Genomic DNA, 24,917 nt, shown 5'->3' on the forward strand with positions numbered 1-24,917 from the left:
TCACCTCATGCCTAATTTTATACAAATATTAATTACTAAATGCAAAAAAGCTTTCGCACATCTAACAGAATACGATAAATTTCGACCTTTTGTCAACGCTTTTTAATCAAATACAAGATATTGTATTTTTAATATATTTTTATTTTCCAATATAAGTATTATTATCCCACTATTATCCTTTTAAGCTTTGATATTTTGTCATAAATTACAAAAAAAGTTGTGAGCATTTTATAGTTCACAACTTTTTATTTTTAATGTCTTGTAATTTTAATTCAATTATCTTTTCATTATTTTTAAACTTTGATATCTCTTTCATAGCATCATTTTCTATACATTCCCAATACAAATTCATCTTAAAAGAAATATCATTAAAGCTATTCTTAATTTTATTAATATCTATTTCTTTAATAATGCTATTAAAATTTTCCTCATCCCACCTATTAAAATCAAGAGATATATTATTTACTATTTCTTTGCTCCATTTTTCATTGATACGAGGACCATTTAAATCTCCTTCTAATTTTCTTAAAGTCTCACTATTGGTGCCTCCATCAAGAATTATAAAATATCCATAATCATATATACTCCTTACTAATCGTCCATATCCCTGTTTAACTTTGATACACACTTTAGGGTAATTGTATCCACTATAATAAATATTCGTATACGCTTTTAAAGCTTTATATAAAGGATCAGTAGGATTTATATTAGGAATTTTATCTATTATTACACAATTTAAAGAATCACCTGGAATGTCTATTCCTTCAAAGAATCCTTTACTACCTAAGATTACAACCTGTCTATTTTTATCTTTTAAATATTGTATAGCCTTTTTATTATCGTATACCTCTAAAGCAGTACCTTTAGCATATTGAATTAATCTATTCATTACACTTTGTCTTCTTAAGTTATTACTAAATAAAACTAGCATATGCCCTTTTGTTTTTACAGCTAATTCATAAATGAATTTTGCAGTATTATTAGCAAATATATCCTCATTCTTATAAGAACCTATGTCTTTTACTGTAAAAATTTTAGTTCTATCTTTTAAATTAAATACTGGCTTTATGAAAAAGGTATTCGCTTCTTGTTGACCTAATATTTTTTTAACTTCATTAAATGAATTATTAATTCTTAAAGTAGCCGAAATAAAAACTGTGCTTTTAACTTCCTTTAACATATTTTCATTAATTAACTTAGCTATGTTTAACGGTATATTCTTGATTATAAAATACCTATATTCCTTATCTATTTCTAACACTTTTGCATAATCTTTTGAAAACTCTAAAAAGTTATCAATTATCTCAAAAGAATCTCTAAGTTTCATAACATAATTACTCAGCACTCTATATTCGTTTCCAGAATCTTTTTCATCTTCATCTAGTATACTTTTCATGTAGTCATCTAAAACTTTATAAAGTCTATAGATACTTAATTTGATATTACTTAATAGTTCTTTAATACTAGATAACGATTTTTTCAATATTTCTTCAGAATTAAAAAATTCATCACTAAAGTTGTACTGTCCATTTTTTAGGCCTAGTCTTCTAAACTCATTTAGTATAAAAGCTAAATTAATTTCTACATCTTTTGATTTATTAATTATATCATCTGTATCAATATGATTCTTATAGTTATATAATCCATTCAACCTTTTTAATAAAAATATAATAGATGGAGTTGTTTCATTTATTTGCTTTAATAACTCTAAAAACTCAAATGAATTAAATTCTTCCGAAAAGAAATCATATGCTTTTTCCATTAAATTATGAGCCTCATCTATAATTAAATGATTAATTTTTCTTTTTTCTGAATATGGCCAACTAGCTAATAGGGAGTGATTAACAACTGTAATGTTCTCTTTTTGCAATTCATTATATCTATTCTTTAAATAGCATGTAGTTTTACATCTATCTAAATTACAATTTTCACTATCACAATTAATATGTATCTTATATTTATCAATTTTAAAATGATTTAAGGCCCAAAAATTAATATTTTCTAAATCACCACTAATACCATCTTCTCCATATCTCTTTAAAAATATAAAAGCAAGCAAACTCATATCATCATTGTCAAATTCTTTAGATTTTTTAAGTCTTTCCATACAAATGTAGTTTCCTTTGCCTTTCATAGCTCCAAAGTTTATTTTATTATATAAATTTAATTTTCTAAGCATATTAGGGATATCTTTGTCAATTAATTGATTCTGCAATTCTTTTGTATCTGTTGAAATTACAAAATTACTATCTTCATAATTTTTATTTTGCTTATTTAAATAAGCTGTAATAATAGCAATTAAAAGATATGCAAATGTCTTTCCACTCCCTGTTGGTGCTTCAATAAATATTCTTTTACTTTTCTCATAGTTATTTCTTATCTGTAAAGAAATAGACTCTTGATCTGCTCTATACTGATATTTAAAATCTCCACCGTTATTCCATATTTCATTATCTCTTAAAAGTTTTTCATATCTTTCATAATCTATATCAATTTTGTTCATTCTTAAAGGTTTAAATAAACGCTCCTTAAATAAAACATAAGGATAATCAATAAAATCAAACATAATTGGTTTTAATAAGTACTCTTCCCATTCCCACGAAGGTCTGTTATTAAACAATTTCTTTATGTCATTATATAAAGCATTAACTTTATTATTCTCTTCTTCTTTTTGCCACAATCTGCACAATAACGAATTAACAATTAACATAGTATGAATTGAATCACTAAGTCCTCGATGTCTTTCCTTTTCTCTTATTGTAGTAATCTCACTTAGAAGATCTTGAATATTGTAAGACTTTCGATTTGGTTCTAATATACATGCTAATTCCATTGAATCTAACATGTTATTGTTTATATCTGGAAAGTAATATGAGAAAAAAGATTTTTCAAAAGATTTATTATGACAAATTAAAGGCAACTCCTCAATAAACTCTTTCAATATACTCTTGGCTTCTTGTAGTTCATACCCATTATCTAAATCTTCTTTTCTAAGTCCTTCACATAGATGATATATACCTTTGGGAACATCTTTTAGGGGTTTAATCAAAATACTTATTTCACTTTGTATAAAATCCTTAATCTTTATAGCTCCAATCTCAATAATTTCAGAACTAAGAGGATCTAATCCGGTGGTTTCTATATCTAGATACACTAAATTATTTAAAACACTTTTATAATTCATAAAAAACCACCTCCTTTATTTTATTTGAATAGTCTTTTAAGTATATCTTTTGCTTCATATTTTAAATTTTTATAAAAGTAATTAGAAAACAACTTGAAATTCTCTGTGTTCTCAATTATTACATCACATGCAATAAAAGTTACCATAGCCAAGTCATCCCATTTATTCATATTTTCACTCCCATAGTATATTCATTATACTATATTATGAAAGTTAAATTTTCTTTGTTACATTTAAATTTTCAACTCTAAACCCAATTTCTCTATTTATCTTTCTATAACTGTCTATAAGTTTCTCTTCTCTACTTTTTTCACCGTTTAATAATAAATCCATAGTAATTTGTTCTTCATTAGGATAATATCGTTCTAACAACCTTTCTTCTAAATCTAATTGGGATGAAATAGTTAAATCATCTTCTATATGTTTAACATTAAAACCTCTTTTATATAAATCTCTTCCAACAAGAGCAAATCTATGACAATTAACAGGATCTTGTTTAGCACCTAATAATGCTATAGTATATCCCTTTGCTAAACCGTTCTTTAGTCTTTCAATCCCTTCTATAAAACTTGGTTCATTAATAACCTTTTCAAAATCTGAATATCCTTCCCACGTATAAATTATTTTATTATCTCTTTGTGCAGCAAACTCTCTCCCCATATAAATATATTTAAATCCTAGCTCTTTCAATGTAATGCCTAACGCTTCTTTATTATATTGAGTATTATATTTTGAATAAGGAGTTCCTCTAATATCAACTACTACATCTATTTTAAACTTTTTTAACATTTCAACAAATCTCTCTATAGAATAATTAGAATGTCCTATTGTATAAATATCTATCATAAACTTATCCTTTCTTTAACTAACAAATCTAATCTTTTTATCTTGTTAAAATATAGTCTTAATTTAATTTTTACTATAAATTCTTATATTATTTATAATATCGAGTAGATTTTAAAGTTATAATATTATGTTTCTCTTGCATATTTTCAATATCTAAAATAATATTATATTTATAAAGATATCATATTATTTTATTTTTATTAATATTTAGAATTAACAAAGGAGTTTAACATGCTAGCATTATTAATTATTTTTAGTTATCTTATGGGATCTATACCTAGTGGATACATTATAGTTAAGAAAAAGTTAAATAAAGATGTAAGAGATTATGGAAGTGGAAATATTGGCGCTACTAACGTTGGAAGAGTTGCTGGTAAAAAAATAGGTAAAATAACAGCTATACTAGATATGTTAAAAGCTATTGTCCCTGTCGTTTTAACACAAATACTTTTAGCTAATAATATATTAACAACTAATAAAAGTTTAAGCTTAGGGTTAGTTGCATTAGCAGCAATACTTGGACATAACTACACTATTTTCTTAAAATTTAAAGGTGGTAAGGGAGTTGCAACTTCAGCTGCAGCATTTATGTTTATAGTTCCTAAAGCTTTCATAGTTACAGCGATAGTTTTCTTTGGCTTAAAACTTTTTACAAAAATAGTTTCTATTAGATCATTAACTGCTGCAGTAGTTTTATGTACTTCTACATGGCTTTTTGGTTATGATAAATACTTGATTATATCAACATTTATAGCTGCTGCACTTTGTTTTTGGAGACATAGAGCTAATATAAAAAGATTAATAGATGGAACTGAAAAATAATAATACTTTTAAAAATTCTTAAGTTACTTTATACTTAAGAATTTTTCTTTATAACCAGTTATATATAATTATTAGAAGAGGTGAATAATTTGATTAAGTATTTTACTATATATTTTATTATAATAAATTTCGTATCTTTTATATTAATGTACATAGATAAGAGACGCGCTATAAAAAAAGAATGGAGAATAAGTGAACATACACTTATATTGATATCTTTATTAGGAGGTTCAATAGGCTCTCTTATAGGAATGTATACTTTTAGACACAAAACTAAGCACCTAAAATTCAAAGTAGGAATTCCTATAATTCTAGTAATTCAGCTATTTGTAATAGCTAATATAATTAGATAATTTAAACTTTCGTAGTATATGAAAAAAAGAGCTGCTATTATGCAACTCTTTTTTTATCTTTATTTTTTTCTTTTCTTTCAAAATTCGAAATTAATATAAATGCTATCAATCCAAATACTATAGGCCCTGCTAATTGGAATATTGTTGAAACGTAGTCTTTAGTTTCAATAGCTGGTTGAATTATTGTGAAGAAGTTTGCAAATCCAACTGTTATTGTAACTATTATCGCCCAAACTGTAGCCATTGTTTTACTCTTGAATATAACAAATGGTTTTTTAATATTATCATTTTTCTTAAAGTAAATAAAAGCTATAGCTAAGAACATAGTTGGTATTGTCATAGACACGTTACCCATAAGTATTAAGTAATCTAAGAATTTATCTGAATTACGTCCCCCAAATGATGCAATAAGTATTATAGCTATAACTGCTATACCTTGAACATACATAGCTTTAACTGGCATTCCATTCTTATCTAATTCAGTCCAGCTTTTTGGCCAAATTCCCTTTGGAGCTCCTTCAATTAATTGCTTTAACGGTGCATAAATTAATGTAAAGAATGCTCCAAGTAATGCTAGGAACATTGCAAGCCCTATATATCTAGCAAACCATGTACCCATTATTTCTATTCCATTCGGTGACAAGCCGAAAACCTTACCTAATTCTATTCCTAAGTTTTTAATAACAACATAAGAAACATTTGCCATTGTAACATTAGGATTATTTAATACTGCATCCCAATTTGTAAAGAATCCAACTGTAAGTATTGCTAAAGAATATCCAACTCCAATAACTATTGCTGAAATCTTAATCCCTTTCGGAAATGTTACTTGAGAGTTTTCAGTTTGGTCAACTAATCCTCCAACTGCTTCTAATCCGCCATAAGCAAAAATAGCGAAAACTAAGAATCCTAACACACCAAGAATTGATCCATATGCTGGATTTGGTGAATGTGTAAATTGTTCTAAAGTTATAGGTTGTGCAAATTTAAATTTGTTTGCACAAAGAACAATAATTGAACCAACAATCAGTACAACATTAGCACTTGTTACAAAAGCTCCTCCAACTGAAGCTACTTTTGAAATACTGTTCATTCCCTTTGATGATAGGAATGTTATTACTATAATAAAACATATTCCTAGAATTCCAAGTGTTTGTGCTGAGTTTAGGCCAAATAATGACCAAGTAGATGTTTTATCTGCACCAAATATTAGGTTTGATAAAGGTACCCATATAGAAGATGATACACTTACCATCCATACTATATAAGAAGAAAACCACATAAATGTCCCAATAAATGCAAATTTACGTCCTACAGAGCTTTCCATCCATGAATATATTCCACCTTTTTCATCTTTGTAAGCAGCACCAAACTCTGCCATCATAAATGCATAAGGAATAAAAAAGGCAATTGCCCCAAAAATATACCATGGAATAGCTGAATATCCCATAAGGTAAAATGCTCTTGGAATATTGTTAAAACCAAATACTGATGTAAAAATCATAAGTATAAGAGCCATTAAAGTTAATTTAGATGTACTTTTTTTACTTCCCATATCTTATCTCCTCTTTTGTTTATTAAAGTGTAATTCCACAGAATTATACTTTAAATTTAATAATAGCAAACTTAATCATTATATTCCATCTGATACATTAGCAAATATCTAATGAATTAACGTTTTCATTAAAATTATTTACTATTATCTTTATCAGAAGTCTATTTTTTATTCATAGTATAGATATCAAAATTTTTACGATAATAATTTTGACAAATTTTAATAATTAAAATGTTTTGTTACAACACTTTCAATAAGTTCATTTGATGATAAAATAGGTAAGGTTATATGATCTTTATTTTTATTATTAATATTATAATCAATGCTAGTAGTTATAGAGTTTTCATTTCTAGCCCAAGCTCTTCTAGCTACACCTCCCATAACATCCCAAAGGATAGCTGAATTTATTACTTCATCCACATAGAAACTACCATCTAAAACTAATCCAAATCCACCATTTATAGCTTTGCCTATACCAACTCCACCACCATTATGAAGAGCTACTAAACTCATACCTCTCGAAGCATTTCCTACATAGCATTGAACAGCCATATCAGCCATAATGTTACTACCATCTTTAATATTAGACGTTTCTCTAAAAGGTGAATCTGTTCCACTTACATCATGATGATCACGGCCTATCATTATTGGACCTATTTCACCATTCCTTATCATTTCATTAAACTTTAAGGCTATGTCTCTACGACCATAAGCATCTTGATATAGAATTCTTGCTTTTGTTCCAACTACCAAATTATTTTTCTGAGCATTTTTTATCCAAACATAATTATCTCTATCTTGTGCTCTCCTATTAGGATTAATACATTCCATTGCTGCCTTATCAGTTTTTATTAAATCCTCTTCTTTTCCACTTAAACATACCCATCTAAAAGGGCCATAACCATAATCAAAAAGTTCTGGTCCCATTATATCTTCTACATAAGACGGAAAAATAAAGCCATCCTTTTCATCTATTCCATTTTTAGATATTTCTTTAACACCTGCATCAAATATAGCTTTCATAAATGAATTTCCATAATCAAAGAAATATATCCCTCTGTTACATAATTCTTTTATTAATTTGAAGTGGTCTTTTAGTGTACAATCAACTAATCTTTCAAACTCTGCTCTTTCTTCTTTTAAAAGTCTAGTTCTCTCTGCAAAATCAATTCCTCTTGGGCAGTATCCACCATCATATACAGCATGACAAGATGTTTGGTCAGATAAAAGGTCTATGTTTTTATTATTTTTCACGACATATTCTAGTAAGTTTACTATATTTCCATGATAAGCTATTGAAATAGGTTCTTTTCTAAATTTATATTCTTCTGCAATCTTAAATACTTCATCTAGATTATTAGATACAATCTTAATCCACCCCTGGTTGTATCTTGTTTCAATTCTTGAATAATCAACTTCTGCAATTATACCAACTGCTCCAGCTATTTCTGCGGCTTTACCTTGAGCTCCACTCATTCCACCTAAACCAGATGATACAAAAATATAACCACTTAAATCTTCATCCTCTTTAATTCCAAGCTTTAATCTTCCTGCATTTAATATGGTATTAAAGGTTCCATGCACTATTCCTTGAGGACCAATATACATCCATCCACCTGCTGTCATTTGTCCATAGTTTGCTACACCTAATTGCATAGCTCTATGCCAATCTTTTAAATTATCGAATTGTCCTATCATAATAGCATTAGTAATTATTACTCTTGGTGCTTCTTTTCTTGATTTAAAGAGACCTACAGGATGACCTGATTCAATAACTAAAGTTTGCTCGTTTGTAAGTTCTTCTAGATATTTTTTAACTAAACAATACTGCATCCAATTCTGAAACACTTGTCCAGTTTCTCCGTAAGTAACAAGTTCATATGGATATAAAGCTATGTCAAAACTTAAATTATTATCTATCATAACTTGAAATGCTTTTCCCTCTATACATTTACCTTTATATTGATCTATAGGCTTACCATAAATCCTTTCCTTCGGCCTAAATCTATATCCATATATCCTTCCTCTAGTAGTAAGCTCTTCTAAAAATTCTGGTGCTATTTCTTCATGCAATTCTTCAGGAATATATCTCAAAGCATTTCTAAGAGCTAACTCTGTTTCTTCTTTTGTCAAATTAAATCCTCTATCAGGGGCTCTTCTTATACCTTCTTTAAATATAGTCTTATCTGGCAATACATTATCTAATTTTATATTCATTGAATTATATATATCTTTATTATTCATAAATCTCAACCTTCCATTAACATTCTAATTCCATTTGCACCTTCTTCAATATATCATCTCTTTTATCTCTACCATTTTTTATAGTTTCATTACATTCATAAATAATTAAAGATACATATTCTCTGTCTTCTATATATTTTGCATTTATCTTTACATTTAGTGCAGCTCCTTCTATAGCTGACTGTAATGATAATGCAGCTACCCCAACATCAGTTATAGCATTCTTATTTCCATATAAACATGCCAAATATATATAATCATATAGCTTATAGCTTTCTCTAAGAGTTTGAAGAGGTATATATAGAGCCTCTTTATAGCTATCTTGAATTTTATTATTTCTAAAACTAATCTCATCTTCATTAGACTTAGGTAGTTTATACGCTATCATCACTTTATTGAAGGCAACAGCATCGTCCTCCATAAGTTTTAAAAATAATCTTGTTATATTACCTATCCTATCTTGTGCTAATAATATTTCACTCTTTACACTTTTATCTAAATTTAAAAACATGCTTTTATTACTTGTAATATCATAAACCATACTTACTAAAGATGATGATAGTGCTGCTAATAATGCCGCTACAGTTCCCCCTCCTGGTGTTGGTTCTGAGGAAGATACATTTTCTAAAAAGTCTTCTATTTTACTATTTGCAAACATTTGTTCATACCCCCTAAAATTTTAACTTTCCACTTTCAACTACTATTTTTCCATTTTTTATAACTTTATCTACTGCATTACTTCCAATATGATATATTAAATATTCTAAACTATTACTATTAAAAACTGTTATATCAGCCCTTTTACCTACTTCTATACTTCCTATTTCTTTTTCTCTATTTATTGCACAAGCAGCGTTTATAGTAACTGCATTTATAATCTCTTCTGGTAATAATCTCATTCCATAGCATGCTAAAGTCATAGTAAATTGTAATGATTCATTAGGTGATGTTCCTGGATTACAATCTGTAGATAATGCTATCTTCACTCCATTATCTATCATCTTCCTAGCGTCAGCATAGTGATTCAGCATTAAATAAAATGATGTAGATGGTAATAAAACTGCAATCACATTATTTTCGCATAAAGATACTATTCCTTTGTCTGATATAGCTACTAAGTGTTCAGCAGAAGTTGCTTTTAACTCACCAGCTAATTCACCTCCCCCTATACTTTCTATTTCATCACCATGAATCTTAGCTTTCAATCCTTTACTTATCCCAGCTTCTAAAATCCTTTTTGATTCTTCTACAGTAAATACTCCTCTCTCACAAAATACATCTATATATTCTGCTAAGTTATTATCTACTATATATGGAATATGATTATTAATTATTTCCTCAATATATTTTTCTCTATTGTATTTATACTCTTCTGGAATAGCATGAGCTCCAAGATAAGTTGATATTATATCTATTGGGTGAGTATCATTTAATTTTTTATTAACTTTTAGTATTTTAACTTCATCTTTAAGATTCAATCCATAGCCTGATTTACTTTCAATAGTTGTTGTACCATGCAAAAGCATATTATTTAATCTAATTTCACTTTCTTTTATTAATTGTTCTAATGATGCATTTCTTGTACTTCTTACTGTACTTAATATACCTCCACCAGCTTTAAGAATATCTATATAGCTTTTATTATTTAACTTTAACTTAAGCTCCTTTTCTCGTGACCCACTATATACTATATGAGTATGACAATCTATTAGACCTGGAGTTACAGTTTTACCATTACAGTCTATAGATACAGCCTCATTATTAAGATATTTTAAATATCCATCTCCCTCACCAATTTCTTTGATATATTCATTTTCTATTACTATATATCCATTAGCAATTATTCCTGCATCTTTCATCTCATCTTTAGTTTTTCCATAACTTCCTCTACAGGTAACAAGAGAGCTTATATTTTTTAATATTAAAAACATACTATAGCCTCGTTTCTAATATTTGTTCTTTAGAAAAATTTTCAATTTGGAGATAATATTCTGCACATTGTATTAATGCAGCCATTGGCACTAATCCAATAACTTCACTACCTATTACATTAACTCCATATCTTTTAGCTTCCATCTTTATCATCTCAAAAGCTCTATATATTGCAGTCTTCTCATAATTAACTAAATTCATAGATACTTGAACTATATTTCTCTCCTTTAGCTCTACTGGCATAGCTTTAACATACCTTAATCCACCACCTATGTGTCTAACAACCTTTGCTATATTTTGAGCTATCTCTATATTATTTGTATCTAAATTAACATTAAAGGCAACCAAAGGTACTCTTGCTCCAATAGCAGCACATCCTAACTTGGCATTCATTACACTAGGTCCATAATCTGGTTTCCATTCTGGATTATTTATTTTTTCAAAAAACCCTTCATATTGCCCTTTTCTAACTGTTGCTAAATTTCTTCTTTCCTCTTTAGTAGCAGCATCTTCATATAAATATACAGGTACTTTATATTTATCCCCTATCTCTTTAGCAACTTTATTAGCTAAGCTTATACATTCTTCCATAGTTACATCATTAACAGGCACAAAGGGAACAACATCTAAAGCTCCCATCCTCGGATGCTCACCATTATGTTTTCTCATATCTATATATTCATATACCTTATCTGCCATATTTAGTATTCCTTCATATACCTTTTCTGGTGAACCTACAAATGTCACTACAGTTCGATTATGATCTTTATCACTAGAATAGTCTAAAAGCTTTATACCTTCTTTTCCTCTAAGGGTATCTATTATTTTATCTATGATTACAGGATCTCTACCTTCACTAAAATTAGGTATACATTCAATTATTTTTGCCATATTTAGTATATCTCCTTACTAATATTTTAACTCTACCACTTTTTCAACCTCTCTTAATAGTTCCTCTGATGTTATTAACTCAGTAATTTTTTCTAAATCTTTATACATAATCTTATCTTCTTTTACAAAGTCTACATGTCGCCTTACAATATCATAAGCAACCTTTGTTCCTTTTCCTAATATTAATCCTTCTCTAAAGTCAATAGCTTGACATGCCGCCATAATTTCTGTGGCAATTACCCTCTTTACATTTTCTAATATTTCTCTACTCTTTCTAGCAGCAATTGTTCCCATACTTACATGGTCTTCTTGATTACCTGAAGAGGGAATTGAATCAACTGAGGCTGGATGAGCTAAAACCTTATTCTCTGAAACTAATGAAGCTGCTGCATATTGAGTTATCATAAATCCTGAATTCAATCCTCCATTTTCTATTAAAAATGATGGTAAATCATTCAATTGATTATTAATTAATCTTTCAAGACGTCTTTCAGATATATTAGCTAATTCAGCTAAAGCTATTCCTAAAAAATCAAAACTTAATGCCATAGGTTGTCCATGAAAGTTACCACCTGATATTACATCACTATCTTCTAATATAGTTGGATTATCTGTTACAGAATTCATCTCTATTAAAACTTTTTCTTCTACATAAGATATTGCATCTTTACTTGCTCCATGCACCTGTGGTATGCACCTTAAAGAATAAGCATCTTGTACTCTTAGTTCTCCCTGTCTAGTAATATAAGTACTTCCTTCAGTTAAATTCAAAATATTTTCGGCAGTTTTTAATTGTCCCTTATGAGGTCTTACTTTATGAGCTCTTATATCAAAAGCATCCTTTATGCCTCTTAAAGCTTCTAAAGTTAATGCTGCTGCAATATCACTTACCTTTATTAAATTAATGGCGTCATAAACTGTTAATGCCCCTATTGCTGTCATTACTTGAGTACCATTAATTAAGGCTAACCCTTCTTTGGAAGTTAATTCTACGATATTAACATCTGCTTTTATCATAGCTTCTCTTCCTGACATAATCTCCCCTTTATACTCTGCTTCACCTTCACCTATCATTGGTAAAACCATATGTGATAGTGGAGCTAAATCTCCTGAAGCACCTAAAGAACCTTTTTCAAATATTATTGGATTAATATTCTCATTTACCATCTTTATTAAAGTTTCTAATGTACTAAGTCTTATACCTGAATAACCAATTGATAGAGCATTAGCTCTTAAAACCATAATAGCTCTTACAACATCTGTAGGAAGAGGCCTCCCTGCTCCGCATGCATGTGAAAGTATTAAATTACGTTGTAGCTTTTTGCAATCCTCTGTTGATATAGTCACATTAGCAAACTTTCCAAATCCAGTCGTAATCCCATAGACTACTTTTTTCTCATTTTCAATTTTCTCTACTATAGCTCGTGATTTTTTAACCTTATCTTTAGCAGCATCATCAATCTTCACCTTTCGATTAAATCTAGATATATTAATAAGTTTCTGTAAAGTAAGTTCTTTCCCATTAATTATTATTTCTTCCATATACCTCTCCTTATTATCTTATAGTATTTATAGAAAATTCTGATAATTATATATAATAAAAAGAGAGGATTTGCCTCTCTTTTTACTGTCACTATATTTTAATTTTATATCTTTATCCATTATTTGTAAATAATTTAAATGCTAATTGTCATCACTAATGATAGACATAAATCTTAATAAATCAAGTAATAAATTTAGAAAACTAATAAATATAGAGTATGATAGTTGTACTACCTCACCTTCAGATAGTCTTCCGTATCTACACCTACTTTGTATAGACTTCATTATATAAATAGCGTAAAGCGAGTATATTAAAATTCCAGCAGTAGATAAAAGTAAATCAAATATCCCAAATCTAAAAAAGAAAATATTAATAAACTCTAGTATAATCAATGCAAGAATTCCACCCCAAATTATTGGTGAAAGTTTCATAATCTTTTCTTCTGATGTTCTTAATGCCAAAAAATAAGCAAAAGCAAATACTAATAATACTCCTACAATACATGAAATAAAAATCTCTGGCCCTAATCTTGCAAAATAATAAACATACGTAGAACCAGTAAGAATTCCTAAAATAAATGCATATGTGTACATGCTAGCTTTATTTCTTATAAGTCCACCTCTTTTAGAAAATGCTGAAAATAATACTACTACAAAAAAAGCTATATTTAACATATATCTAAATGTAGCAGGTATAAATTTCACGCCTATTATACCACCGATAACTAAAAATATAAGAGCTATAAAAAAAGTTTTTAATATGGATAAATAGTTTTCCTTAACCATCTTTACTCCTCCTTAATCTTTTAATTAACATTACCACTTTCATATATATTATTCAAATGATATAGGATAATTTTACAAAATATTAATATAATATCCATATTAAATTTCCATTACTTCTTAACCAATACATTTATATATTACTTTTCTATATAAGTTTCAATTAATTCTTGTATCATTTTTTTATTTATAGATGAACTTTTAATATTACTTCCTGATAAAATATCTTGAATCAATTCTTTTTTATCTTCTTGTAAAGTAACTATACTTTCTTCTATAGTTTCTTTAGCAATTAATTTAATTACTTCTACATCTTTTTCTTGTCCTATCCTATGAGCTCTATCACTTGCTTGAGATTCTACAGCAGGGTTCCACCAAGGGTCAAAATGTATAACTAAATTCGCTGAAGTTAAATTCAATCCAGTTCCTCCAGCTTTTAAAGATATTAAAAACACTTTCACATCATCACTATTGTTAAAATCATTAACCAATTTAATTCTCTCTTTAGATAAAGTATCACCACTTAATTTGAAAAATTTAATATTATCCTCTTCTAATTCAGCTCCGAACATATCTAAAACAGATGTAAATTGAGAAAAAATTAAAATCTTTCTATCATTTTTTATTGCTGTATTAATTAACTTATGAGCGATTATAAATTTGCCACTATTCCCAATATACTCTGGAAATACCAATGCAGGATGGAGACAAATCTGTCTTAATCTAGTTAAATGAGATAATACTTGAATATTAGAATCTGTTTTAATTTTCTCACGTACGTTATTAAGATAATTTTTATACATAAATCTTTGATTTTCGTCTAATTCTACTATAATTCTCTTTTCGCTTTTACCTGGTAAATCTTTAGCTACTTCTTCCTTTGTTCTCCTCAAAATAAAAGGATTTATTAAGGTCTTAAGTAACATCATGCTCTTTTCATCATCCTTGCTAAATTTACTTTCAAATTCTTTTGTAGAATATAAAAATCCTGGCATTACAAAATCAAATATACTCCAAAGTTCTTTTAAGCTGTTTTCAATAGGAGTACCAGTTAAAGCTAATTTAAACTTTGATTTAATCTTTTTTACAGATTCTGCATTTTGTGATTTATAATTTTTAATATTCTGAGCTTCATCAATAATGCAAATATCAAATTCTTTATCAATAAATTTATCTAAATCATTTTTTAATATTCCATAAGTAGTAATCAGACCATTAAATTTTTTATAATCTTTTAGTACATCATCTCTCTTATCTCCATATACAATTCCTACTTTTAAACTAGGAGCAAACTTTAAAAACTCATCTCTCCAATTAAAGATAAGTGAAGTTGGTACTATAATAAGAAACTTCTCCTTCTTCTTCATTGATAAGAATGCTATTGTTTGTAAGGTCTTACCCAACCCCATATCATCTGCTAAAATTCCACCAAAATCTAATTCATATAAATTATCTATCCACTTAACGCCTTCATATTGATATGGCCTTAAAATTGACATTAGCATTTTACTAATTTTTATTTCTTTAGATTTTAAAGCTTCAAGCTTATCTTCTACAGATTTTAAACTTCCATTATTATATATAAAAGATAAATCACATTTATTTATAATACCTTGAACTAAAGATGATTTAGATTTATTAATATATGATATACCTTTATCTAAATCTTTCTCTAAATTCAAAAGGTTTATCATATTAAATAGTTCTCTAATCTTATCATCTAATAAATCAATAAAATTATTTTTCTTAGTTTTATAAAAATTCTTATTATTTTTAAATGCTAAATAAGCCTCTTTAAATTCCTCTTGCGTGATATCCTTAATTCCATATGATAATTTTATTGCCCAATCCTCTTCATATACTGTTCCATATAAATCTTTAGAAGTATAAACATTAAATTCATTCAAGTCCTTAGGTATAATTATTTCCCCTGAAGTTAAAAGTTCATTTTCTCTAGAATGTAAAAATGAATAGAGCTTTTCATCATCACCAACGAATTTCATTCTTGCATTATTTTTTATGAATCCATATCTTTCAAAAGTCATTATTACTCTTTCTTCATACTTTAAATCTCTAATCCATCCTAGTTTAACCTTATTATCCTTTAATACGTTTATTACTTTATCACCATAGATAACCTTAATATCACAAAATATATTATCTTTTTCTTTATATATAAAATATTTACCCATCAAAAACTTTCTCATATAATTTCTTAGATCATCACTTACATTTACCTTCTTAGTAATACTAGAAAGTGTGGAAATTATATTAATAAAACTCTGATTATTTCCTGGAAAATATTTGAAGTTATTTTTCTTCAATTCATTATATATAGGTATAAAAGCCTTAGAAATTTCTTTTTTCAATAAATAAATCTCTCTATTAAACAAAAAAACTCTTTTCTCATTATCTAAAGGAACAGGCAAATTTTTTTCAGACCATAATACAAATTGCCCATTTTCTTCTTTCAAATTAAAAGCTATATCAATAGTACCTTTATTAATTTTAGTTTTATACTCTAGGTATATATCTTTAAATAGTATTTCTTCATTAGGTATTTTACCTAATAGTAGTGGTAATTGCTTTTGCTCGATTTTAATTTTAGCACCATTGGTACTATTATTTAGAATATTTCCTTTAATATAATCTAAGTATTTTAAGTCACTTTCATTTATTTTATGCTTTAGAGGTGAATACTTAAAAGTATCAGTCAGCTTTATCTCTTTATCATTAAAAACTGAATAAATAAATTCTTTTATATTACTAATTAAATATTTTGATTTATTTCCTACTTTTAGCTCTAAAAAAAATTGATTTAAATTATTTACCTTATAATAGTAAATCTTACTTTCTATATGTAGTATCTCTCTTACATCTTTCTTTGGTACACTTTGCGAGTTTTCCTTACTATCTTTAATCTTACTCTTTAGTGAATCTAAAAATCTTAAAGATGTAGCTGCTATATGTTCACAATAATATGAGTACCCTTGCTCTAAGTAATCTTTATACTTACTGCATGTACATTTATAGCCACATAATCTCTCTTTATTTAAGTCATATTTAAGGTGTGTATTAATAACTTTATTATCATTTTCTAGTTTACCGTATATATGATAAACACCATCTACTTTTTTCCCTTGAATACTTTTAACAGCTTTATTTAATATTAATTCGTTTCCTTTTTTTCTAGTTAATCCACTACAACTTCTTAAAATATTTTCTTCTAAACGTTTATAATTCAATTTAATCACCTAAACTAAAAAAGACTCTTAAAAGAGTCTTTTATTTTTATTCATATTATACTTCTTATATATTATAAATTCCACTACTTTTATTTTATATTACGCTTACCTTCTTTTAGATAATAATAATGAAATTGCAGATACACCAACTAAAACTCCTGCTGAAACTAAAGCTAACTTTTTCACTGTATTCATAGTACACCTACAAGTCTCTTCATAATCTTCACAGAAAGCATCACATGGATAATTTTCTTTATATTCATCATTCTCATAATCATATTCATTTTCGTAATAATCTTTGTATGCATCTTCAAAATCATTGTCTTCACAACAATTATTATCATAATCATAGCTATAAATATAATAATTTCTATTGGTTATTTTGGGAATTCGTATTCTTTTTTTCATATAATTTAATCTTTTTTCTTTATTAATTCCTATGTTATCGTACATTAAATTCACCTCAACATTATTATTGACAAGTAAATTAAAATTTATAAGCAAAGAAAAAACTCTAATTCGCTTATTTAAATAACAATACATACACTAATATATAAGTTATTTCTTAAAAATTAATTTTCTTCATAATAGTTGAGGTGTAATTTTATCTGTATTTAATTATTTATAGAACTAATTTATTATAAACTCTTATCATTTACATTGTCTAACCAATTTTCGATATCACCAATAATTGAGCTTACACAGCCATCTTTAAATGGAGATTTTAAATTTGCTAGTTTAACAAGTTCTAAGAAAGACTTAGTTCCACCAGCTTTACAAAGTCTTAAATAATCATTCCATGCAACTTCTCTATTTTCATTAGCTTTCTTCCAGAATTGAAGTGCACAAATTTGAGCTAATGTATAATCAATATAGTAGAATGGATTTTCAAAAATATGACTTTGTTTAAACCAGAATCCTCCTCTTTCTAAGAAATCATCACCTTCATAATTTTTATGTGGCAAATATTTCTTTTCTAATTGTCTCCACATATTTTTTCTTTCCATTGGTGTAGCTTCTGGATTCTCATAAACAAAATGTTGGAATTCATCTACAGTTACACCATAAGGTATAAATTTAATAGCTGATCCTAAATGTGTAAATTTATACTTATCTGTATCTTCTAAAAAGAAGTTATTCATCCAAGGCCATGTTAAGAATTCCATACTCATAGAATGTATTTCACAACTTTCATAAGTAGGCCAAACAATTTCAGGTACAGAAATCCAAGTAGAATTATAAACTTGGAATGCATGTCCTGCTTCATGTGTTAATACATCAATATCTCCTGAAGTTCCATTAAAGTTTGAGAAAATGAAAGGTGACTTATAATCATTTATATAAGTACAATATCCTCCACCTGCTTTACCTTCCTTAGTTTCAAGATCAAGTAACTTTCTTTCTACCATAAAGTCAAAGAATTCTTTTGTTTCAGGAGAAAGTTCACTGTACATTTTTTCTCCATTAGATAATATCCAATCTTTATCTCCTTTAGGTGTAGCATTTCCTGAAGTGAATTCCATATCTATATCATAATACTTTAATTCGTCTAATCCCAATCTTTCTCTTTGTCTTTCATATAGCTTAGAAGCAACAGGTACTATATATTCTTTAACTTGCTTTCTAAACTCACTAACCATTTCTGCATTATAATCAGTTCTACTCATTCTTATATAACCAAGCTCTACAAAGTTGTTATACCCTAACTTTTTAGCTATCTTAGTTCTTACTTTTACTAATTTATCATAAATTGAATCAAACTCATCTTCATGTTCTGTAAAGAATTTTGATGAAGCTCCCCATGCTGCTTCTCTAATCTTTCTATCAGTTGATTCTTTGTATTTTCCTAAACCTGATAGATTTAATACTTCACCGTTAAATGGTATCTTAGCTGAAGCTATAAGCTTTACATACTCTGAAGTTAATTTATTTTCAAGCTGCAAATCCTCAATAATATCTTTAGAGAAAGCTTTAAGCTTTAATTCTAGTAATTTAAATAATTGCTTACCATATTCTCTTTCTAACTCTTCCCTAAACTTAGAAGTAACCATTGCCTTGTTGTATCTATCATCTAGTTCTTCATATAACGGAGAATTTTCATCCCAGTAATATTTTTCTTCACTATAAAACTCATCATTTGTGTTTATAGTGTATCTTATACCAGCAAGTTCCATCATAGTCATAAGTGTGCCCCTTAAAGCATTTATATCTTCTAATGCTTTCTTACACTCTTCGTATGTTGAAGCATTTGTGAATTTATCTAATAAAATATTAAATTCACTTTTATATTCTTCATAACTTGGTCTTTCATATGTATAGTCTTTAAATTCCATCTTAGCCCCTCCAATATGTAAATATGTTTCATGAAAATTATACCATATAATATATATAATTCCAACAATATTATTTTAGGCAATATCAACTTATTTATATTTTTATTCCTTAATAACAATGTATCTTTTTAAGCCACCATACTTCTCTTTTTCTATAGCTATTTTATATCCCAATTTAATGAATGTATTTAAACTAAATTCGTTTTGTGGTGCTACTGTTGCACAAAAAATACAGCATCCTTTACCTTTTGCAACTTTTTCAAGTTCTTCTACCAAAGTTCTTTGTAACCTATTTCCTCTATAATCTGAATGTACTACTGTGGATTCAATATGAGCTATTGAAATAAGTTTTTTATCATCATAATTTAGATCATATCCTAAGTTAAATTTTTCAAATTCTGGCTTTATCATAGCACCAAAAGCTATAAGTTCATCATCTTCAGTAACAACTCCTATAACCTCGCCGTTATTGTTTATCATGTTTTCAAACTCTTCTTTTTCTGTCTTAGCAAAAAGGCTTTTATCTACCATACTCTCATATATGAAATCTTGAAGTAATAAAATTTTATCTAAATCCCTATTTGTCAACCTTCTAATCTTTGCATCAATAATTCTTCCACTAATATGTTTTATCTTAATACTTTTATTCATAAATTCTCCTATATACTTTTAAAGTAATTAACTATTAGTTAGATTGAACACTTTCAATTAGTTCTATTTCTTTCTTAGCTTCTTCATAGCTTTCATCAGCATTATATACAACTTTAAAGTATTCTAAAGCATCTTCTAATTGTCCTAACCCTTTATATGCTAATCCCATTCCAAAATATACATCTAAAGTATTTTCGCCAAGATCAATTGCCTTTTCAAAATTATCTATAGCTTTAAAATACTCTTCTTTTCTTAAATAATATTCTGCAAATCCTATATAAGCATTTCCTAAATTATTATCTAAATCTAGTGCATGATTAAAGTGATTTAATGCTTCATCTTCTTTATTTAAATATTTAAGTTTTATCCAACCTATATTTACTTCTATATAAGCAGAATCTTTGCTATCAAGTTTATTTTTCTTTAACGCTTCTTCTGCTCTTTCTACTCCTTCTTTATAGTTACCTAGCTTAATATCTATATCAGTAAGATAAGCTATTGAGAAAAAGCTATTTGGTCTTTCTTTTAATAATTCTAAAAATATCTCTTTACTTTCTTCATATTTCTCTAAGTAGAATAAAGACTCTCCTTTTAAACTCTTAGCAAAATTTATATTTACTGACCCTTCCTTTAATCCTTTATCTATAGCTTCTATAGCTTCTTCAAATAAATTTAAAGCCATATAGCACTCACCTATATAAATATAAATTTCAGGATTATTGCTTTCTTCTAAAGTATTTATGCAAAACTCTAAAGCTTTTTCCACATCCTCATTCATTAAATTTTCATATTCACGTAAAAAATCCATATTTAGTTCCATTTCTTTCTCTCCTTAATATTAAATGATAATAAATATTTATAAATTATACCTACATTAATTATTAACTTCTCTTTGAAAATAATTAATTAAAGTAAGTCTTCAAATATTGCATTTGAAACATTCTGTAAATCTTGTGGTGCTAACTTAACTTGTAAGCCCTTTTTACCACCACTTACACATACTCTCTCTAAACTTTCAGCATCTTTATGAATAAATGTTTTATATAACTTCTTCATACCAATTGGTGAGCAGCCACCCCTAATATATCCTGTTAGTTTCAGAATATCATTTACATGTATCATATCTATTTTCTTTTCACCACATACTTTTGCTGCTTTCTTAAGATTTAATTCTTCATTTACTGGTATAACAAATACATAAATCGTTTTAGTATTGCCCTGTGTTACTAATGTTTTATACACTTCTTTAACATCTTGATTTGTCTTTTCAGCAACAGATACTCCATCGATTTTTCCATCAGATATATCGTATTCTATTACTTCATATTTAATCTTATTTTTATCTAAAATTCTCATAGCATTTGTTTTAGTCATATGTAACAACACCTCACCTTTAAATTATCTTCTATTTATTTTACTACAAAATTAGTATATAAGCTTCAAAAAAAGTTAAAACTAAATGTATTATTTTTATAGATAAGGAGCTAAAAATGAAATTAACAAATAATTTTAAGAAAAATGTTGAACTACTACAAAAAGAATTACAAGTAGGAAAAACATTTGATGTTCTTGAAAGAATAATCGATGTACATAACACAAAATTCTATTGTTATTATCTTGATGGCTTTGTAAAAGATACTAATATGGAATATGTAAGAAGAGATATGTACAATCTTAAAAAAGAAGACTTTAAAAGTATATCTTCTGCCCAAGAGCTTATAGAAAAAGCTTTAAGCTCTATAGAAGCTTCTACAGATACTGATATAGACAGCATCGTTAAAGCTGTTTTATCTGGTCAAACAGCTATGCTATGTGAAAGCTTTAATGAAGCTCTTATTCTTGATTATAGAACATATCCTTCTAGAGGTGTTGATGAGCCAGATAAAGAGAAGGTTTTACGTGGTTCTCATGATGGTTTTGTGGAAACTATAGTATTTAATACTGCCTTAATCAGAAGGAGGATTAGAGATCCTAAGCTTATATTCGAAATGCATACTATAGGTCAAATATCTCAAACGGATGTAGCAATCGGATATCTAGAAAGTAAAGTAGATAAAAAAACATTAAATAAGGTTAAAGAATTAATAGAAGGTTTAAAGATTAAAGCTTTAACTTTAGGAGATGAAAGTTTACTTGAGGTATTAATGCCTAAAAGTCGATTAAATCCATTTCCTAAAGCAAGATATACAGAAAGACCAGATGTAGTAGCTGCTGAAATTATCGAAGGTAAAATCGTTATATTAATCGATAATACACCTTCTGCGCTAATATTGCCTGGCAGTATTTTCGATTTTTTCCAATCTATCGATGATTATTATCTACCTGTAATTACAGGAAATTATCTAAAGATGTTAAGATATCTTGTACTTTTTGTAAATATATTCTTAACTCCAGTTTATGTGCTATTAACAGATAATCCTCAGTGGTTAGTTGGAAAATTAAGCTTTCTATTGCCGAAAGACCCTTATACAATACCAATATTCATACAATTTCTTATAGCAGAGATTGCTATAGATGGATTGAAACTAGCATCACTTAATACACCTAACTCTCTAGGTACTTCACTTTCAATTATAGGTGGATTAATTTTAGGTGATTATACAGTTCAAACTGGATGGTTTACCCCTCAAACTATCCTTTATATGTCAATAGTAGCGCTAACTAGTTTTGTTCAACCTAGCATTGAACTAGGATTTGCATTAAAATTTAATCGTATCCTCCTACTTATAACTACTGGATTGTTCGGTGATTGGGGATTTATAGCAGGATTAGTATTTAATTTAATAATTCTATTTACAACTAAGACAGTAACTGGTGAAAAGTATTTATACCCACTTATACCTTTTAATTGGAAAGCTTTGAAAAAGGTACTTTTCAGAACTAGAAAACAAATTGAGAAAAGATAATAAAAGCTCTATTAAACCGCTTTACAATTTTAAGGTTTAATAGAGCTTTTTATTATTTACTTAATATTGTATATTTCATAATACTTATCCTTTAAATACTTAATGAAATATTGTGGGTTTAACTCTTCTCCAGTTACTCTTTTAATTATCTCAGCTGGCAAATAAATACTTCCATATTTATGAATATTTTCTTTTAACCAAGAATGTAGATTATTAAGATTCCCCTCTGCAATGTCTTCCATTATTTTAGGTTCTTCTTTTAAAAGCGTATAATAAATTTGTGCTCCATAAAGATTACCTAATGCATAGCTAGGAAAGTATCCAAATAATGATGCAGACCAATGAACATCTTGTAAAACCCCAACAGAATCGCTTGTCGGTTCAACACCTAAGTATTCTTTATACTTCTTGTTCCATTCACTTGGAAGTTGATCTAATGTTATTCTTCCATTTATCAAATCTTTTTCTAATTCATATCTAATAATTATATGAAGTGAATAAGTTAATTCATCAGCTTCTGTTCTAATAAATGAAGGCTCTACTTTATTCATTGCTTCATAAAACTCTTCTGCAGTAACGTCCTTAAATTCTTCAAAATATTTTCTAGATAAATTCAATAAATATGAAGTGAACTCTTTGCTTCTTCCTATTATATTCTCATAAAATCTTGATTGTGATTCATGAATAGCCATTGAAACCCCAGCGTTTAATCCTGTATTCTCTAAATCATCACTAATATTTTGTTCATAAATCCCATGTCCACCTTCGTGAATTGTACTAAATAATGCTGAAGCAAATCTATCCTTATGATAATTAGTAGTTAATCTTACATCCTTGTTTCCCATATTTGTTGTGAATGGATGGACACTTACATCTAATCTTCCTGCTTCTAAATCAAATCCCATTTTTTCAAGTACACACAATGATAACTCCTTTTGCTTATTTACATCGAAATTACCATTTAGTATATCTGTACTTATTTTCTTATCACTTTTCTTGATGTTTTCTAATATCTCTACTATTCCATCTCTTAACTCACTAAATATTTTATCTAACTTTTCAACTGTAAGTCCTTTTTCATATTTATCTAATAATGTATTATATTTATCACCTTCGTATCCCCAATACCCAATAAATTCTCTAGAAAAATCAATAACATTCTGAAGGTATGGTTTAAAGCTTTCATAATCATTTGCCTCTTTAGCCTTTTCCCATGCAATTTGAGCTCTACTTGTAGCTCCAACAGAAGCCACATATCTATCTTCAGGTATTTTCATAATTTCATTATAATTTCTTTCAAGCTCTTCAAGAATTCTTCTTTGAACTAAAGACATCTCATTTTTATATGGCGTTAACTCTTCTATAAATGTCTTAACCTTTGGTGATGTAGTCATATTAAATAACTGACCTGATAAATATTCTAATACCTTACTTCTTGATTCTCCTGCTTTTATAGGCATATTAGTTCTTGTATCCCAATCAACTAACACCATTGCATGTGTTAGATATTCAACTTCTCCAATATACTCCTTAACCTCTTCAAACTTCTTTTCTAAATTCATTTTCATCCTCCTATTTTTATTTATTGCATTTAGCAAGAATAAATTTTCTGTTAAATTTCCCCATTTTA

General features: G+C 27.7%; 19 protein-coding genes. 3 read left to right on the forward strand and 16 right to left on the reverse strand.

Going from position 1 to position 24,917, the window contains the following annotated elements:
* Window positions 1-235: 235 nt before the first annotated feature.
* Together LQE93_RS04500 and LQE93_RS04505 are read right to left on the reverse strand one after the other, a co-directional pair.
* Complete coding sequence (locus LQE93_RS04500) at window positions 236-3,184, reverse strand: helicase C-terminal domain-containing protein (protein WP_231072183.1); 2,949 nt, start codon at window positions 3,182-3,184, stop codon at window positions 236-238.
* A 213-nt stretch (window positions 3,185-3,397) separates the two neighbouring features.
* Window positions 3,398-4,027, reverse strand: a complete 630-nt coding sequence (locus tag LQE93_RS04505) for a DUF488 domain-containing protein (protein WP_186838669.1) — start codon at window positions 4,025-4,027, stop codon at window positions 3,398-3,400.
* A 234-nt stretch (window positions 4,028-4,261) separates the two neighbouring features.
* On the opposite strand from LQE93_RS04505, the gene plsY reads away from it, so the two are divergent.
* Both plsY and LQE93_RS04515 read left to right on the forward strand, forming a co-directional pair.
* Entirely contained in the window at window positions 4,262-4,852 is a 591-nt protein-coding gene (gene plsY / locus LQE93_RS04510) for a glycerol-3-phosphate 1-O-acyltransferase PlsY (RefSeq protein ID WP_055262910.1), read from the forward strand.
* Window positions 4,853-4,932: 80 nt separating this feature from the next.
* Window positions 4,933-5,205 carry a DUF1294 domain-containing protein gene (locus LQE93_RS04515; protein ID WP_442870534.1) on the forward strand — a complete coding sequence of 91 codons (273 nt, stop codon included), beginning with the start codon at window positions 4,933-4,935 and terminating at the stop codon, window positions 5,203-5,205.
* Window positions 5,206-5,242: 37 nt separating this feature from the next.
* Here the strand turns inward: LQE93_RS04515 and yjeM are convergent, their stop codons facing one another.
* The 13 genes from yjeM to ybaK form a co-directional block, all read right to left on the reverse strand.
* A complete protein-coding gene (yjeM, locus tag LQE93_RS04520) occupies window positions 5,243-6,760 on the reverse strand; it encodes a glutamate/gamma-aminobutyrate family transporter YjeM (protein WP_231072186.1) in 1,518 nt (505 codons plus the stop codon).
* Window positions 6,761-6,979: 219 nt separating this feature from the next.
* Window positions 6,980-9,004, reverse strand: a complete 2,025-nt coding sequence (locus LQE93_RS04525) for a urocanate hydratase (RefSeq protein WP_231072187.1) — start codon at window positions 9,002-9,004, stop codon at window positions 6,980-6,982.
* A 16-nt stretch (window positions 9,005-9,020) separates the two neighbouring features.
* Window positions 9,021-9,662, reverse strand: a complete 642-nt coding sequence (locus LQE93_RS04530) for a cyclodeaminase/cyclohydrolase family protein (RefSeq protein ID WP_231072189.1) — start codon at window positions 9,660-9,662, stop codon at window positions 9,021-9,023.
* A 13-nt stretch (window positions 9,663-9,675) separates the two neighbouring features.
* On the reverse strand, window positions 9,676-10,935 hold the full coding sequence (hutI, locus tag LQE93_RS04535; RefSeq protein WP_231072191.1) for an imidazolonepropionase: 1,260 nt from the start codon (window positions 10,933-10,935) through the stop codon (window positions 9,676-9,678).
* Window position 10,936: 1 nt separating this feature from the next.
* Complete coding sequence (ftcD, locus tag LQE93_RS04540) at window positions 10,937-11,827, reverse strand: glutamate formimidoyltransferase (protein ID WP_231072193.1); 891 nt, start codon at window positions 11,825-11,827, stop codon at window positions 10,937-10,939.
* An 18-nt stretch (window positions 11,828-11,845) separates the two neighbouring features.
* Complete coding sequence (gene hutH / locus LQE93_RS04545; protein WP_231072195.1) at window positions 11,846-13,369, reverse strand: histidine ammonia-lyase; 1,524 nt, start codon at window positions 13,367-13,369, stop codon at window positions 11,846-11,848.
* A 141-nt stretch (window positions 13,370-13,510) separates the two neighbouring features.
* Window positions 13,511-14,155: a Bax inhibitor-1 family protein gene (locus tag LQE93_RS04550; RefSeq protein WP_055262895.1), complete on the reverse strand. Its 645-nt coding sequence runs from the start codon at window positions 14,153-14,155 to the stop codon at window positions 13,511-13,513.
* A gap of 137 nt (window positions 14,156-14,292) precedes the next feature.
* The gene (locus tag LQE93_RS04555; protein ID WP_231072197.1) at window positions 14,293-17,397 is read right to left on the reverse strand and encodes a DEAD/DEAH box helicase; all 3,105 of its coding nucleotides are present in this window, start codon (window positions 17,395-17,397) and stop codon (window positions 14,293-14,295) included.
* A 105-nt stretch (window positions 17,398-17,502) separates the two neighbouring features.
* Window positions 17,503-17,850 (reverse strand): hypothetical protein, encoded by a 348-nt coding sequence (locus LQE93_RS04560; protein WP_186838651.1) that lies wholly within the window; start codon window positions 17,848-17,850, stop codon window positions 17,503-17,505.
* A 185-nt stretch (window positions 17,851-18,035) separates the two neighbouring features.
* Window positions 18,036-19,730 (reverse strand): M3 family oligoendopeptidase, encoded by a 1,695-nt coding sequence (locus LQE93_RS04565; protein ID WP_231072199.1) that lies wholly within the window; start codon window positions 19,728-19,730, stop codon window positions 18,036-18,038.
* A 102-nt stretch (window positions 19,731-19,832) separates the two neighbouring features.
* Window positions 19,833-20,381, reverse strand: a complete 549-nt coding sequence (locus tag LQE93_RS04570) for a GNAT family N-acetyltransferase (protein WP_186838653.1) — start codon at window positions 20,379-20,381, stop codon at window positions 19,833-19,835.
* Window positions 20,382-20,415: 34 nt separating this feature from the next.
* Window positions 20,416-21,201: a tetratricopeptide repeat protein gene (locus tag LQE93_RS04575; RefSeq protein ID WP_055262885.1), complete on the reverse strand. Its 786-nt coding sequence runs from the start codon at window positions 21,199-21,201 to the stop codon at window positions 20,416-20,418.
* Window positions 21,202-21,287: 86 nt separating this feature from the next.
* The gene (ybaK, locus tag LQE93_RS04580; RefSeq protein WP_231072201.1) at window positions 21,288-21,755 is read right to left on the reverse strand and encodes a Cys-tRNA(Pro) deacylase; all 468 of its coding nucleotides are present in this window, start codon (window positions 21,753-21,755) and stop codon (window positions 21,288-21,290) included.
* A 116-nt stretch (window positions 21,756-21,871) separates the two neighbouring features.
* Here ybaK and LQE93_RS04585 point away from each other — a divergent pair, with 116 nt between their 5' ends.
* The gene (locus LQE93_RS04585) at window positions 21,872-23,287 is read left to right on the forward strand and encodes a spore germination protein (RefSeq protein ID WP_231072203.1); all 1,416 of its coding nucleotides are present in this window, start codon (window positions 21,872-21,874) and stop codon (window positions 23,285-23,287) included.
* 56 nt (window positions 23,288-23,343) lie between these two features.
* Here LQE93_RS04585 and LQE93_RS04590 read toward each other — a convergent pair whose 3' ends face one another.
* Window positions 23,344-24,849, reverse strand: coding sequence for a carboxypeptidase M32 (locus tag LQE93_RS04590; RefSeq protein ID WP_231072204.1), 1,506 nt, complete (start codon window positions 24,847-24,849; stop codon window positions 23,344-23,346).
* Window positions 24,850-24,917 lie beyond the last annotated feature (68 nt).

This window comes from Clostridium sp. NSJ-145, from assembly GCF_021044725.1.
Classification (GTDB): Bacteria; Bacillota; Clostridia; order Clostridiales; family Clostridiaceae; genus Clostridium; species Clostridium disporicum_B.

Coding starts and splice junctions, on each gene's coding strand:
- LQE93_RS04500 (WP_231072183.1), bottom strand. CDS start 3,184: ATGAATTATAAAAGTGTTTTAAATAATTTAGTGTATCTAGATATAGAA.
- plsY (WP_055262910.1), top strand. CDS start 4,262: ATGCTAGCATTATTAATTATTTTTAGTTATCTTATGGGATCTATACCT.
- yjeM (WP_231072186.1), bottom strand. CDS start 6,760: ATGGGAAGTAAAAAAAGTACATCTAAATTAACTTTAATGGCTCTTATA.
- LQE93_RS04525 (WP_231072187.1), bottom strand. CDS start 9,004: ATGAATAATAAAGATATATATAATTCAATGAATATAAAATTAGATAAT.
- LQE93_RS04530 (WP_231072189.1), bottom strand. CDS start 9,662: ATGTTTGCAAATAGTAAAATAGAAGACTTTTTAGAAAATGTATCTTCC.
- hutI (WP_231072191.1), bottom strand. CDS start 10,935: ATGTTTTTAATATTAAAAAATATAAGCTCTCTTGTTACCTGTAGAGGA.
- ftcD (WP_231072193.1), bottom strand. CDS start 11,827: ATGGCAAAAATAATTGAATGTATACCTAATTTTAGTGAAGGTAGAGAT.
- hutH (WP_231072195.1), bottom strand. CDS start 13,369: ATGGAAGAAATAATAATTAATGGGAAAGAACTTACTTTACAGAAACTT.
- LQE93_RS04550 (WP_055262895.1), bottom strand. CDS start 14,155: ATGGTTAAGGAAAACTATTTATCCATATTAAAAACTTTTTTTATAGCT.
- LQE93_RS04560 (WP_186838651.1), bottom strand. CDS start 17,850: ATGTACGATAACATAGGAATTAATAAAGAAAAAAGATTAAATTATATG.
- LQE93_RS04565 (WP_231072199.1), bottom strand. CDS start 19,730: ATGGAATTTAAAGACTATACATATGAAAGACCAAGTTATGAAGAATAT.
- LQE93_RS04570 (WP_186838653.1), bottom strand. CDS start 20,381: ATGAATAAAAGTATTAAGATAAAACATATTAGTGGAAGAATTATTGAT.
- LQE93_RS04575 (WP_055262885.1), bottom strand. CDS start 21,201: ATGGAACTAAATATGGATTTTTTACGTGAATATGAAAATTTAATGAAT.
- ybaK (WP_231072201.1), bottom strand. CDS start 21,755: ATGACTAAAACAAATGCTATGAGAATTTTAGATAAAAATAAGATTAAA.
- LQE93_RS04585 (WP_231072203.1), top strand. CDS start 21,872: ATGAAATTAACAAATAATTTTAAGAAAAATGTTGAACTACTACAAAAA.
- LQE93_RS04590 (WP_231072204.1), bottom strand. CDS start 24,849: ATGAATTTAGAAAAGAAGTTTGAAGAGGTTAAGGAGTATATTGGAGAA.